This is a genomic window from Polyangium spumosum, assembly GCF_009649845.1.
Classification (GTDB): domain Bacteria; phylum Myxococcota_A; class Polyangia; order Polyangiales; family Polyangiaceae; genus Polyangium; species Polyangium spumosum.
Map to the genome: position 1 here is coordinate 110,163 of NZ_WJIE01000011.1, position 12,937 is coordinate 123,099.

A 12,937-nucleotide genomic window follows, 5' to 3' on the forward strand; every position below is an offset into this window, starting at 1 on the left:
GAGGGCGCGGGTGCAAGAGGCAAAAGCGGGCATGGCGGGCTACCAGAGGCTGGGGCGATGGGGCTTCGTGGGCGGCGACGGCCGGGAAGCCTGCACCTTCACCGGCGGCGCTGCGGGCGCGGCGGATGCAGAGGGAGCGCTCGAGGGCGCGGGGGCTTGTTCGGGCGCGGCGATCGCGGCGATCGGGGCTGTCTCGCGGGGCGGGGGCGCGGGCGCGGCTGTCTCGACCGGCGCCGCCGAGGCCGCAGGCACGTCTGCGGCCGGCGTCGGCCCAGAGGAGCGGCCGAGGACAAACCAGCCGCCGCCGCCGAGCAACACGAGCGCCGCCACGGCGCCGATGGCCACGGCAAACCTTCCGCTCGGGCGCGGGGCCGCCGCTTGCACGTAGCCGGTCTGGCCCCACGCCTGGTTCGTGGACGCCTGGATCGCCGGGGTCGAGGCGAAGGGCGGGCGCGCGAGGGCCGGTGCAGACGCGAGGGGCGCGACGGGCATCGGCATCGGAGGCGCGACGGGCATCGGCAAGCTGGGCGCCGCGGGCGGCTGCACGAAGAGGTTCGGCGCCGACGGCGCGCTCGCCCGCGCCGGCCCGGGGAGCAGCACCGTTCCGCCGGCGAGCACGGCCGCGGCCGCCGGACGCGAGGCCTCGTCGAGCGCCGCCGCGAGCTCGCCCATGCTCTGGAACCGCTCCTCGGAGCGCTTGCGCAGGCAGCGCAGGATCACCGCCTCCAGGGCCGCCGGCAGGTCCGGGCGCAGCTCGGAGGGCCGCGGCGGCTCCTCCTGCAGGATGGCCGCGACGAGCTCCAGCACCGTCTGCCCCTGGAACGGCCCGCGCGCCGTCAAGAGCTCGTAGAGCACCACCCCCATCGCCCAGATGTCGCTGCGCGCGTCGACCGATTTCGAGCGCGCGATCTGCTCGGGCGCCATGTACATCGGCGAGCCGAGCATCACGCCCGTGGCCGTGAGGGCGACCTCCTCGACGCCCGTCTGCCGGGCGACACCGAAATCGAGGACCTTGACGCAGGGGCTGCCGTTGGGGCGGCGGATCAGGAAGAGATTGGCGGGCTTCAGGTCACGATGCACGATCCCGGCCGCGTGCGCCTCGGCGATCCCGTCGCAGGCCTGGAGGACGTACGCGACGGCCTCCTCGACCGGGAGCGGCCCTCGCCGCCGCACGAGCGCGTGCAGGTCGCTGCCGTCGAGGTACTCCATGATCATGTACGGCGCGCCGTTCTCCATGCGGCCGACGTCGTGGACCCGCGCCACGTGCTCGCCCCGGAGCCGGGCCGCCGCGCGCGCCTCGCGCTCGAAGCGCTCGATCACCTCGGCGTTCTCGATCGTGGAGGTCGAGAGGAACTTGATGGCGAAGAGCTCGCCGAGCGAGAGGTGGCGGGCCGCGACGACGAGCCCCATGCCGCCTTTTCCGAGTACGCGCTCGACCCGGTACTTGCCGAGGAGGACCTCACCTGGCCTGACGGAGGTATCCATGGGAACCATCGGTAAGAATGCCCGGCGCGCCCGCCGGAAAGAGGCCCTGCTGCAAGACCCATCCACCCTACCAGCAATGGGCCGAAGGTCCAAGCGAGGGGCCCCTCGCGGATGCGCCCGCCCCGGGCGCCCGAGGGAGCAGGCAGACCGGGAGGCTGCATCGGTATTCGGACCTTGACAAGGGCTGAAGAAGGTGCATGCGCGCTCCGAGGTCGATGCAGCCCCGCCGACGCTCGGGGGCGTCGGACTCGAAGGCTCGTTTGCCATACGCCAACCTCTCCATGGGTTTGGAGGGACAACGGTTTGGCTCGACCGGCTGCGCCAAGGTCTGGCCGGGCACACGGAAGGTTTGCCCTCGGGAACGGGGGAAGCCAAGATCCACTTGACAGGGAGTACGTGCAGGTGAAACCTGGCCTCGCCAGCCCACGCGCTGGGGCGTCCGTGCAGGAGCTCGACGTCCGCATCGGACGTCCGATCTCGCGGCCCGAATTCGAGGGTGCATTGCAGCAAATGGCCCCGAAAACCCAGGACTCGGAACGTGCCTCGTGCCCCCCACCTCTTCCAACCATTGAATACGCAGATCGTCGACGACGTGGAGCGTGCGGTGCGGATCGCGAATGCCGTGCCCCTCACGCGGCTGACGAAGACCAAGCTTGCCCCCGAAGCAAGCGCCGAACTGGTAAAACAGCTCGTCGCTCGTGGTCTGGAACGCGGTCCGAAGACGATCCGCGTTCCCCTCGCGGCGCAGATCGAGAGCCTCCTCCAGGGAGGCGCGCGTGTTCCACTCAAGGACGTCGGAAAACGCGTCAAGGGGGGCACGAAGGCCGAGATCCATGCTGCACTCGCCAAGCTCGCCCGGGAAGGACGCGCGCGCGTCGTGGTGCGAACGCAGGTGGAGGTGCTGGTCGGGCCCGCCGAGCGTGCGCTCGATCCGGCCGAGATCACGCAACTTTCGAAGATGGCCGCGCAGGTCGGCAAGACGCTCAAGAAGGTGCAGGCCAAGGGCTTACCACGATCGATCTTGCAGGAAGATCTGGCGGCTCTCTTCGCGCCTCTCCTGCCCTCGCTTCGTTTGGCCGCTGCCATGCCCGACGATGCGTCATCGAATCTCGTCGACGAGGCCCTGCGCCGCCTCGAAGATCCGGCGCTCAAGCTCGTGCGCATCCCGGATCTCGTGCGCTCCTTGTCCAGCCGTCTCCCGCTCGACGCCATTCACCGCGCGCTCGCCGAGGGCGCGAAGGACGGGACGCTCGAGCTGCGGCCGGAGGCGGGCGCCGAGTTCCTGAAGCCCGAGGACGTCCCCCTCTGCCCGCCTGGCCCTCGCGGCACCGTCCTCTCCTACGCGAGGCGTGTTTCTCCGTGATGGATGACCCGTTCCAGACCATCCACGCGGATGCATGGGACCCCGCTCCGATCGATGTCCCCTCGATCAACACGCGCGCGAGCTCCCTCGTGCGCGCGCACATCGAACAGCTCCGCGACGTTGGGGTCCGCGAGGGAATGGGGGCTCGCTCGACGTCGATCCTGCTGCTCGGTCCTGCCGGGATTGGCAAGACACACCTCTTCACGCGGCTACGCAAGCAGGTGGGTCCACGCGCCGTCTTCGTGCACACGCGGCCCGAGGTCGGCGTCGATCCATCGCCCCGCCACGTGCTGTCAGCGACGCTGCGCTCGCTCAGGCAGCCGGTGATCCAGCAGCAACACCGGCAGATCGACGTCATCGTGGGGGCCATGCTGGCGACGCTCGAAGGCGGTCGTCCGCGCTTCCCCTTGTCCTTCATCGACGACTGCCTGAGGCAGCCGCTCGACACGCAGCGTGAGATCCTCTCGCGTGCCGTCGCGCAGGTCGAGGATCGTTTCCCCGACGTATCCGCGCGTTACCTCGAGCACCTCCTGCGCCTGCCCTTCGCGGACCGCCTGCACCAGCGTGCTCTCTTTGCGTGGCTCTCGGGTGAGGAGCCGAGCCAGGCGCAGCTCGACATGATCGGCGAGCGTGTTGCCCTCCGCGAGGATGACCTCATCCTCGCGCTGCGCACGCTCGGCGTGGTGGCGACGTTCGGCGCGCCCATCGTGCTCGTGTTCGATCAACTCGAGAACCTCGCGGAGGAGGAGGGAAAGACAGGCCGGATCATCCGGCACGCGCGCCTCGTGAGCGAGCTACGCGACACGGTGCGTGGGCTCGTGATCGTGCAGATGGCGCTCGACGCCGTCTGGATGCAGCGCATTCACCCGGTGCTCCACGCCAGCATGCGGGATCGGCTCGAGGAGAAGATCGAGCACCTCGCGCTCCCGACCCCCGAGCAGCGGCGAGAGCTCATCGAACGGTGGAGGAGCGCGCTGCCCGAGGAGGAGAACAGCAAGCCATTTCCGTATCCGTTCTCGACGAGGCAGGTCGATGCATGGCTCGGCACGCCGGGAATGACGCCGCGTATGCTGATGCAAAGCTGTGGTGAGGCGTATCAGCGTCGAGCCCTGCCCGACGCAGAGGAGGCGGAGCCTGTCGACACCTCGCCGGACGAACGCCTCGCGGTGGCCTGGCAGCAGCTCCTCGGGCGAGCGCGGAAGTGCATCGACGAGGCCGCGGCGCAGGCCCAGGGCGTGGCAGCCGAGAGCATCCGCGCAGGGCTCCTTTCGGCGCTTTCGGTCGCGCAGGTGAAGGCCGAGACGGGGGAGACGGAGGGGGCTCCTGCGCTGCGCATTCGCATGGCCGACGGTGGCTGCGATATGCTTTTCGTGCAGCAAGCGCATCATCGCTCGCTCGCCCGGGTCCTGCGCGCAGCGATCGCGCTCGCCGACGAGCGCAAGGTTTTGCTGTTGCGCGAGCAAGCGTTCGCGATCCCGCCGACGTGGAAAGAGGTTCACAAGCTCCTTGGCACGTTCACCGGGAAGGCCAATGCTTCGTTCTTGCCGATCGAACGCGAGGCCCTGGCACGGCTGCTCGCCGTCGAGCGCCTGCTCGGCGCGGCCCGCTCGCAGGATCTGAGCGACGACGCCGGCAAGGTGATTGCGTACGATACGGTGATGGATTGGGCCCGGCGCACGCTCGGCTGCAATGCGTGGGGGCCGGTGGAAGTCCTGTTCGGAGTGACGACGTCACCTGTCTCGGCGCCCCCGGCTCCTCGGCCGCCCGAGCCCCCGCCGCCTCCTCCAGCCCCGAATGCCGCCACCGCCCGCGAGCATGCAGACGAAGCATTTCCTCGCGCGACAGTGAAGACGCTTGCGGACGGTCCGGTGCTTCGAGAGCTGCGCAAACTCCGGGTCGCGTCGATCGATCGCCTCGTGCGAGAGGTGCGCGCGTGTGAGCCCATGGCCACGCGGGCAACCGTCATGGAGGAGCTCGCCAGGCTGCCAATCAAGCGTTTCGGCAGCGCGATCGTCGCGCTGGAGGAGCCATGGCGCTGAGCTCTCAGCCCCTTCCCCGGCGCGGCGCCCGCGAGCTCTCCGTCACCGAGATCCGCAACGCCCTCCGTTGCCCGCGCGTCTTCGCGCTCGGCCGCGCGCGCGGTCAGGCCGTCGCTTTCCCGATCGGCGCCTCGTCCCTCGGCGCGCTCTTCCACCGCATCGCCGAGCGTTTTGCGTGCGAACTCGAGGCGCCTCCCGAGCCCGTGCGCCTACTCCCCCCGCATGCGCCACGCGAGCGCGTGGCAGATGGCCTCTCGGCCTGGCTCCTTGGCCACCTCGTGGACGAGCTCGAAGCGAACCCCAGCGCGGCGAGCATGCCCGGCGAGATCGACGACCTGGCCGAGGCGCTGCGAGAGCTCGCGCGCTACCTGGCGAAACAAATCGAAGGCACGGGGCACGGGCCGGCGGAGGCCTTGCGCACGTTCCTTCAGCACGCCGAGCTCGCGGTCGACGCCGTGCTCGACGCGTCCGGAGGCATGCCGGTGCGTGTCTCGGGCCGGATCGATGCGGTGTATTGTCGGGCGAGAGGCGCCGTCGATGTCGTCGAATACAAGCTGACGGACGAGGCCAACCAGGAGCTCGACCAGGCGCAGGTTGCGCTTTATCGTTACCTCTTGCGCTCCGCGCTCGATCTCGACGCGGATCCGCTCATCCTGCGCTTCAAACCGGGGCTCATCGAGACGAAGCTCTCGCCGGTGGCTGCTGACGGCATTGTGGACCGGACCCTCTCACCCCTGCTCGGCAGAATGGTGAGCTGGTCGGAGCGCCCCGAAGACGCGCCTCCGACCTCGCGCCGGGATCTCTGCCCGACGTGCCCTGTACGGCCGGCGTGTGTCGAGACGTACCGCGACGCGCTCGAAGCTCGTGATCAGCCGCCTGCGGGCGCAGCTCGCCCCATGCCCGATCCGGCCGGGCGACTGACCGTGCCTCCTCCGCGCGAGCCCGTAGGTGCTCTGCCGGACGACACCGAGGGCATGGCGGAGGCCGAGGCCCTCGCCACGCAGATCGTCGCGCAGCTCAAACGACAAGGGGTCATTGCGAGCCTCGGTCGGAGGACAGTGGGGCCGCGGCTCCTGCGGATCGAGGTGACGAGCCCGCGGCAACGCGTGGCGCAGCTCGATCGCGCTGCGCAGGACGTGGAGCATCACCTCGCCGGGTACAACGTACGGTACGAGCGGGACGAGGCGAGGCGATACTTCACGGCGCCGCGAAAGGTGGCGCGCAGGGTCGTCCTCGAAATGCTGCTCGCGCGCAAAGCCGCGTTCTTGCGCGAGCGGCCGGGGCGCTTCGTGCTCGGGGAAGGGCTCGATGGCGAGGTGATCGCCGGTGACCTCGCCGACGGGAGCTCATGCCATCTGCTCGTGGCCGGTCAGACGGGGAGCGGAAAATCGGTTTTGTTGCGTGCTCTGGTCGTCGGGCTTTGCCATTTTCATCCACCGGCGGCCATACGGTTCACGCTGGTCGATCCGAAGCGCGTGACGTTCGGCGGGCTCGCTGCGGGGATCGGCGCGCATCTGGCAGGGCCGATCGTGTACGATGTGGAGGTGCTCCTCGCGGAGCTCGACGCGCTCGTGGCCGAGATGGAGGAGCGGTACACGCTCTTCGAGCACCGGAAGGTGCAGAGCATCGACGACTACAACGACCTCGCTCCAGCTCCGCTGCCGCGGCGGGTGGTCGTGGTGGATGAATTTCAGGATTTGATTGCGTCGAAGGCAACGCGGCAACCGTTCCTGGACGTGGTGAAGCGGCTCGGGTCGATGGCTCGCGCGGCCGGGATTCACCTCGTACTGGCGACGCAGCGGCCCGACCGCACGACGGTGCCCGGAGAGATCAAGGCGAACCTGGGCGGGAGGGTCGCGCTGCGCGTGCAGGAGGTCATCAATTCGAGGATCATCCTGGACCAGGGTGGGGCGGAGGAGCTCCTCGGAAAGGGAGATTTCTACGCGGACCTCGGGCACGGGCTCGTGCGGGGGCAGGCGCCGATGGCGTGACGGACCGAACACGCGCTGCGCCTGGCCTCGGGCCTGTCGCTCGTCACGGCGGCGCAGAGGTCCGGGTGTTTGGGGGACGCGAGGCGGACGCGGCGGGGCTCCACTCCCCCGCCAAGGCATGGTCGGATGGGCCGCTTCAGCCCGTATAGGGCTGGGCGAATTCGCCCCAGGTGCCGGTGGGCTGCAGCCCGGTGCCCGGGTAATCGTCGCGGTTTTGCTGGCTCCGCAGCTCGACGGCGGCGGGGGCGAGGGCCTCGATGCTCAGCACGGCGGCGTTGATCGCCGCGTCTTCCTGGCCCTCGAGCGTCGCGATCCAGGTGCGCATGTACCGCACGCCGTAAAGGACCTCGTCTCGATCGTAGATCTCGCCGCTCTGCTTCAGGTCGTCCTCGATCAGGTAGATCCACATACGCGCGAAATTGGCCAGCATGCGATCGTAGGTCGCCCGGCGCGGATCGTTGTCGGGCGGGCGGCTCAGGTTGTTGCGTAGCTGCTTGAAGCTCAGGGTACGCACGCTGGCGATCTTGCCGGTGCCATTGCGGAAACCTTCGGCGTCCCGCCAGGCGGTCGCCGCGGACTTCTCGACGGCCGTCTTGGCGACCACGAAGGCGTGGTGGACGTCGTAGCGGGCGAGCAGCACCGACTCGAGGTAATCGCCGATGAACGTGGCGTAATTGTGGCTCTCGTGCAGGAGCGCAGGATCACGCGCCCACGACATGACGAACCAGCTCTGCTGGAACACCTCGCTCTGCTTGATGCGCGCCTGCTCGTAGGTCGGGTTCGCGTGGATCGTCGCGTCGATCTCGGGCGGCAAGAGGGTGCAGGGCCAGCTAGCCATCGCGAAGCAGGCCGTCTCCGGCGGGCGCTGGAGCGGCGCGACGCGCAACACGTCGCCGGCTTCCCAGATCGGGTAGCGGTGGATCACCACGTCGAGGTTCTCCTGCATCGTCCCGGTCCGATCGACGAGCACGTCCGGATATTTCACCGTCTCGTGCCGCATCATGTGCTGGACGACCTGGAGCGACTTGTACTTGAGGCGCATCCACTCGCAGGCGCGACCATAATGGTTCGGGTCCCCCCCGGAGCTCAGATCCGCGTCGCAGCGCGTGTGCGTGTCGATGGCGTCGAAGTAGGCCCACAAGGCCTCGTCGGTCGGGTTCGCGAGGTACTGGTCGAGCAGCGCCGTCCAGGCGTCCTCCTGGCCCGGCGAGGCTGCCGTGGGGATGTCGGGGTACCATTCGAAGACCGAGAGGTGAGGCGCGCCGTAGAAGCCGTCCTCCGACAGGTGATCGAAGGGGATCCCCAGGCGCAGCGCGCCGAGATCGATCGCGTGGAGCTCGTCATAGGCCTGCTTCGCCTTTGCCAGCGAGTCGACGAGGCCGGTCGCCCAGAGCAGCTTCTTCTCGTCCGTGAGCGATTGCATGAACAGCGCGTCGCGCTCTTCCTGGGCCTTGGGGTCCGTCACCTCGAGCCCCGGCGTCGTGGCCTCGAACGCCTCGAACCCGGGCTGCTCGGGGCGATAACGCGCCGGATGCAGCAAGGTCTTCATCTCGTACTTCTGCCGCAGCGCGTGTACGTATTTCACCAGGCTCTCGGCCTTCTGGTCGTCCACGTGGGCGAGCGCGCGGCGGCGAATGTTCGCGTCGCTGTAGCCGACCTTGGCCAGGTCGTAGCCATCCGGGGCGTGGCACCCGACGCATGCGCCGCGCTGTCCGGGGAAACGAAATGCCTCGAGGCCCTCTTTCAGCGCGGCGTCGAGCTCGGCCGGGTCGAGAGCCTTTTCGGGATCGAAGGCCGGGCCGCAGCGCTCGTCATCGTGTGGCTCCGGGGGGCATAACACCGAATCCGGGTAGGCGAGGGGCGCCGCGCCACCGCCGCCTGCGCCGCCGCCGCCTGCGCCACCCGCACCACCGCCGCCGCTCGCGCCTGCGCCGCCGTTGCCCGCGCTCCCCGTCCCCGCGCCCCCACCGCCGCAGCCGGCCGCCAGCATCGCTCCCAGAAACCCGGCAGCAATCCAGATTCGTCGCATAAGCTCCTCCATTCGAGGCGCCCGCGCACGCAGAGAGGCGACGTAGGGAAGCCCCTGTTCGAAGCACGCGCGCCGTTCAAGGAAGAGGGGAGGGTACCACGCGTCGCTCTCGTATTTCAAGGTAGCGCGCGCGGAGGTGTCCGCGCGAAAGCGGGGGCCCGAGGAGGAGGACGCGCAGCCTCTCCTTGACATCCACGACGCCTCCTTATGAACTTTGCATCTCCGAATGAACCTCAAGCCAGGGCCCATGTTCATCCTCAATGAGGGCCCGCTGCCCATCGCCAGCGTGCTCTGGCAGCCGAGACCCGGGGCGTTTTGCTCGACCGTCGTCTGCAAGGCCACCTTCACGCTCGAGCCGGGCGAGGCCGCGCTGCGCCCCATGCAGGAGCCTCTCTGGGAGGCAGACGTCAACGACGCCGGCGCAGGGCTCCGCTGTCCTTCGGACCTCGCATGGGCCAAGCCGTGGGCCGACGTCGTCCTCGTCGGCCATGCGTACGCGCCGCGGGGTGAGCCGGCCCGAAGGTTCACCACGCGCCTCGTCGTCGGCGCGCTCGACAAGCACGTCGAAATCTTCGCCGATCGCAGGATGTCGCGCGACGGCGCTGTGTACGAAGGCAAGCCGGTCGATCGCATGCCGCTCGTCTACGAGCGCGCCGCCGGCGGGCCGAGGACGTGGAACCACGTCGGGCTGCGCGAGGATGCCTGGGACGCCGAAGGCTGGCTCGAGCTGCCGAACCTCGTCCCCCGCGGCGCCGATGCCCTCGCCCCGGGGCAACGATTCGAGCCGATCGGGTTCGGACCCATCCCCGCGACATGGCCGCTGCGACAGGAGCGGCTCACCAGCCACACGCCGCTCTCCGGGTCGGTCACGCGCGGCGGCGCCAGCCTGCCGCCCGACGCCGAACACTGGTTTCACAACGTCGCCCCCGTCGATCAACAGCTCGCAGGCATCGAGGACGGCGCCCGCATCGTGCTCGAGCACCTCAATCCCATGATCGGGCGGCTGGAGACACGCCTGCCCGGGCTCAGGCCCAGCGCGCGCATCGAGCGGCCCGGGCAGAAGCTCGAGCCGCTCGACCTGCGCGCGGATCTCCTGTGGATCGATACGGATCGCGGGATCTGCACGGTGACGTATCGCGGTCGTGTTCCCTTGAAGCACGCCGAGGAGCCCGGTCAGATCATCGTCACGTTGTCGAGGGGGGCGCCGAGCCTGCGGCCGGCGATGAGCACGTCCCCGAGCGCGCAGGCCGAGGCGGAGGAGACGCAGGCGCCCGTCGTGAGGTACGACGGGCTCCCCTTTCGTCCCCAGAGCGCACCTGCCGCTCCGAACACGACGCCGCGGCTCGACGCGCAGCCGCCGCCGAAGGGCTTGTCGCTGGGGTTCCTGTCCGCTGCGCCCGCGCCCGTTTCCGTGCCTGTGCCCGCGCCTGTGAAGCCCGTCCCGCCTCCCGCGCCGCCGCGTGTCGAAGCGCGACCGCTTCCAGCGCTCGGCGACGACGAGGCGTTCGAGCTGCTCTGGTTCGCCGTCGAGATGATGCCCCGTATCCGGCGCCGCAAGGCGTGGAAGGAGATCCTCGACGCGCTGGAGGACGAGCCCATCGATCCAGAGCTCGACGACGCGGAGCTCTCGGCGACGCCCGCGACGGTGGAGAATCGTCGGGACATCTCGGCGATCTTGTCGTGTGGCGAGGCCCTCGGGCCGGAGCGGCTCGGCGAGGTGCTGAAGGAAGGCATCTCGGCCGGCGCGTTCACGGCGAAGATCGCGCTCTGCGCGGGGGAGCTCTCGTTCAAGTTCGACGAGGCGAAGCTCCTCGAGGCGCTCTGCGCAGCGGTCACGCCGCTCGCCGTGGATGACGATCGGCTGCGCGCCGCCCTCGCGACCGCGGACGCCTTCCTCGGCGCGCGTGGCTCTGCGAGCTTGCCAGCGGTGGCGGAGGGGCTCTTCGCGCAGATCAGGGAGGTGCTGCGCCAGGGCCGTCGGGCGACGCCGCTCGAGGGGATCCTCGCGCAGGTGGAGCGTGCGGCGCTCGAGCAGCGGGCGTATCAGCGGCGGATGGTCTTCGGCGGTCCCCACCTGCGGGGCTCGATCGCCGTCTCCGCGGGGCCGGCGGCGCAGGCCGTGCCGGTCTACTTTCCGGAGGACATCGTGATGACGTTGCCGATGATGGCGTCGTTTCCGGCGAGGATCCTCTGCGAGGTGCGTCCGAGGGTGGATCGCGCCGAGGCCTCCTCGCTCTCGCTGCGAGGGGTCGCGATCGGCAGGGCCGTGAGCCTGGGTGCCGCGGGGAAGTCCCCGTGAAGGGAGCGGGCGAGCCATGACAATCTTGCCGCAATCGTTCGTCGAGATCATCGAGGGGGTGACGGGCCGGCAGAACTGCGGATGTGATCCGTGCTGCCCGGACCAATCGCAGAGCGCCGAGGGGCCCTGGATGGTCACGGTCACGCCGCACCACGCCGGCCGAGCCATCTTGCGCAGCTCGCCCGAGACGCTCGGGTACGGCCCCTCGGACGCGGGGACCAACTGGATCATGTTCCTGGACGCGGGCACGCCGCTCACGGTGCTCGATACGACGCAGGACATGAGCTTTTACCGCGTCGTCACCGCCGACGGACAGGAGGGCTGGATCGGCTCGGGGCGCACGGCCTACCTGAGCGGTTTGTGCCTGGGTCATCCCTTCATCGATCGATGGGACGGCCGCGACGGCAGCCCGCGGACCGCGCTCATCCACGCGCGCACCATCATGAACGGGGAGCTGAAAGGCAGCGACTACGCCAATCGATGCCTGCGGTTCGTGAGCGATTGCTACAACATCACCGGCGTTCAGCCTCGTTGCCCCTTGATGTACAACCCGGGTCGGTGCGGCTATGCCGGCAACGCGATCGGCGCCTACCGTGCCCTCCAGCGTTGCGCGAAGATGTTGCCCCTCATCTCGCCGCTGCCCACCGGGGCGATCGTCTTCTGGGGCCCTTCCGGCAAGAATGGCAACCACGGCCATGTCGCCATCGCCCTCGAGGACGGCGTCCAGATCATCACGTCGGGGTTCGTGACGAGCGCGGGGGTCCCGACCAACGTCGAGATCATGGAGAGCGTCGCGGCCGTCGCGACCTGGACCGGCGCCATCGCGCTCGGCTACACGACGCCCGAGGTCGCCTTCACCCCGGGGAGCTGGGGCGCGGCGAGCCCGCCCTGATCACGCGTCCTCGCGCCGGAACACGAGGGCCGGCGCGTCGCCTTCGTCTTCCACGACGAACGCCTCCGCGTCGCCGAAGAGCCGCTGCCGCTGCCTGCCTCGCGCGCCCCGCAGCGCGGCGGCGAGCGCCCTCGGCTCGTAGAACCGAAAATAGAGCAGCTCCGACGTCTCCTTCACGCTCACGAGCAGCAGCCGGCGCAGTTGCCTGCGTACCTCGACGAACGGCCGGCGGCTCGTCAGGTAGATCCCGAGCCCTCGCCCCCAGCCCTCCCTCACGAGGCGCTCGAGCAGCCACGTGTCCTTCGGCAAGGCCACGAGGTAGGGCGCGACCTCGGCGAGCTCCTCCCCCTCCGCGCCGTCATAAAGCGACGTCACGTCCTCGGGCGAACACGAGAGCAGCGCCTTGAGCCGCTCGTCCCTCGCCGCGTCGAGCACCGCGTAGAGCGGCGCAGGCTCCGATCGCAGGAGCGACAGGATCTCCTCTTTGCGCGTCGCCGGCACGAGATCCCCGTCGTCCTCGCGCGCGAGCTTCCGCGCGCGCCCCTCGAAGTACACCGAAAACGTCGTCGCTCCGGCCCGGATCCAGTCGTCGTGCGTGACCTCGCCGGACGAGATCCGCTCGCCGTTCAGGATCGTCCCGCGCGCGCTCCCGAGATCGGCGAGCTCGCAGCGGCTCCCGTCCCACGAGAGGGCGAAGTGCAGCCCCGACATCGCGTCGTCGTGCGGCACCACGAGCCCCGCGCGTTCGCTGCGCCCGACGTGGAGCGTTTGTCCGCGATCGATGACGGCCTTGCTCCAGCGCTTCGGGCCCCACTCGATCCGGACGATGACGCGCATGG

General features: G+C 69.6%; 8 protein-coding genes. 5 read left to right on the forward strand and 3 right to left on the reverse strand.

What is annotated here, in order from left to right; genetic code table 11:
- Nucleotides 1-39: 39 nt before the first annotated feature.
- Nucleotides 40-1,485: a serine/threonine-protein kinase gene (locus GF068_RS43825; protein ID WP_170319774.1), complete on the reverse strand. Its 1,446-nt coding sequence runs from the start codon at nt 1,483-1,485 to the stop codon at nt 40-42.
- A gap of 538 nt (nt 1,486-2,023) precedes the next feature.
- Here GF068_RS43825 and GF068_RS43830 point away from each other — a divergent pair.
- The 3 genes from GF068_RS43830 to GF068_RS31240 are packed head-to-tail and all read left to right on the forward strand — an operon-like array spanning nt 2,024 to nt 6,878.
- Nucleotides 2,024-2,848, forward strand: a complete 825-nt coding sequence (locus GF068_RS43830) for a hypothetical protein (RefSeq protein ID WP_170319775.1) — start codon at nt 2,024-2,026, stop codon at nt 2,846-2,848.
- Nucleotides 2,848-4,887 (forward strand): hypothetical protein, encoded by a 2,040-nt coding sequence (locus tag GF068_RS31235; protein WP_153823167.1) that lies wholly within the window; start codon nt 2,848-2,850, stop codon nt 4,885-4,887. Before GF068_RS43830 ends, GF068_RS31235 begins: the two co-directional genes overlap by 1 nt.
- Nucleotides 4,878-6,878 (forward strand): FtsK/SpoIIIE domain-containing protein, encoded by a 2,001-nt coding sequence (locus GF068_RS31240; RefSeq protein ID WP_153823168.1) that lies wholly within the window; start codon nt 4,878-4,880, stop codon nt 6,876-6,878. The genes GF068_RS31235 and GF068_RS31240 overlap by 10 nt, the downstream gene beginning before the upstream one ends.
- Before the next feature lie 136 nt (nt 6,879-7,014).
- Here GF068_RS31240 and GF068_RS31245 read toward each other — a convergent pair whose 3' ends face one another.
- Complete coding sequence (locus GF068_RS31245) at nt 7,015-8,907, reverse strand: hypothetical protein (RefSeq protein ID WP_153823169.1); 1,893 nt, start codon at nt 8,905-8,907, stop codon at nt 7,015-7,017.
- Between the two features lie 247 nt (nt 8,908-9,154).
- Here GF068_RS31245 and GF068_RS31250 point away from each other — a divergent pair, with 247 nt between their 5' ends.
- Nucleotides 9,155-11,206, forward strand: a complete 2,052-nt coding sequence (locus GF068_RS31250; RefSeq protein ID WP_170319776.1) for a DUF2169 family type VI secretion system accessory protein — start codon at nt 9,155-9,157, stop codon at nt 11,204-11,206.
- Nucleotides 11,207-11,222: 16 nt separating this feature from the next.
- Nucleotides 11,223-12,098, forward strand: a complete 876-nt coding sequence (locus tag GF068_RS31255) for an SH3 domain-containing protein (protein WP_153823171.1) — start codon at nt 11,223-11,225, stop codon at nt 12,096-12,098.
- Here GF068_RS31255 and GF068_RS31260 read toward each other — a convergent pair whose 3' ends face one another.
- Nucleotides 12,099-12,935, reverse strand: a complete 837-nt coding sequence (locus GF068_RS31260; protein WP_153823172.1) for a DUF4123 domain-containing protein — start codon at nt 12,933-12,935, stop codon at nt 12,099-12,101.
- Between the last annotated feature and the right edge of the window lie 2 nt (nt 12,936-12,937).

Coding starts and splice junctions, on each gene's coding strand:
- GF068_RS43825 (WP_170319774.1), bottom strand. CDS start 1,485: ATGGATACCTCCGTCAGGCCAGGTGAGGTCCTCCTCGGCAAGTACCGG.
- GF068_RS31235 (WP_153823167.1), top strand. CDS start 2,848: ATGGATGACCCGTTCCAGACCATCCACGCGGATGCATGGGACCCCGCT.
- GF068_RS31240 (WP_153823168.1), top strand. CDS start 4,878: ATGGCGCTGAGCTCTCAGCCCCTTCCCCGGCGCGGCGCCCGCGAGCTC.
- GF068_RS31245 (WP_153823169.1), bottom strand. CDS start 8,907: ATGCGACGAATCTGGATTGCTGCCGGGTTTCTGGGAGCGATGCTGGCG.
- GF068_RS31250 (WP_170319776.1), top strand. CDS start 9,155: ATGTTCATCCTCAATGAGGGCCCGCTGCCCATCGCCAGCGTGCTCTGG.
- GF068_RS31255 (WP_153823171.1), top strand. CDS start 11,223: ATGACAATCTTGCCGCAATCGTTCGTCGAGATCATCGAGGGGGTGACG.
- GF068_RS31260 (WP_153823172.1), bottom strand. CDS start 12,935: ATGCGCGTCATCGTCCGGATCGAGTGGGGCCCGAAGCGCTGGAGCAAG.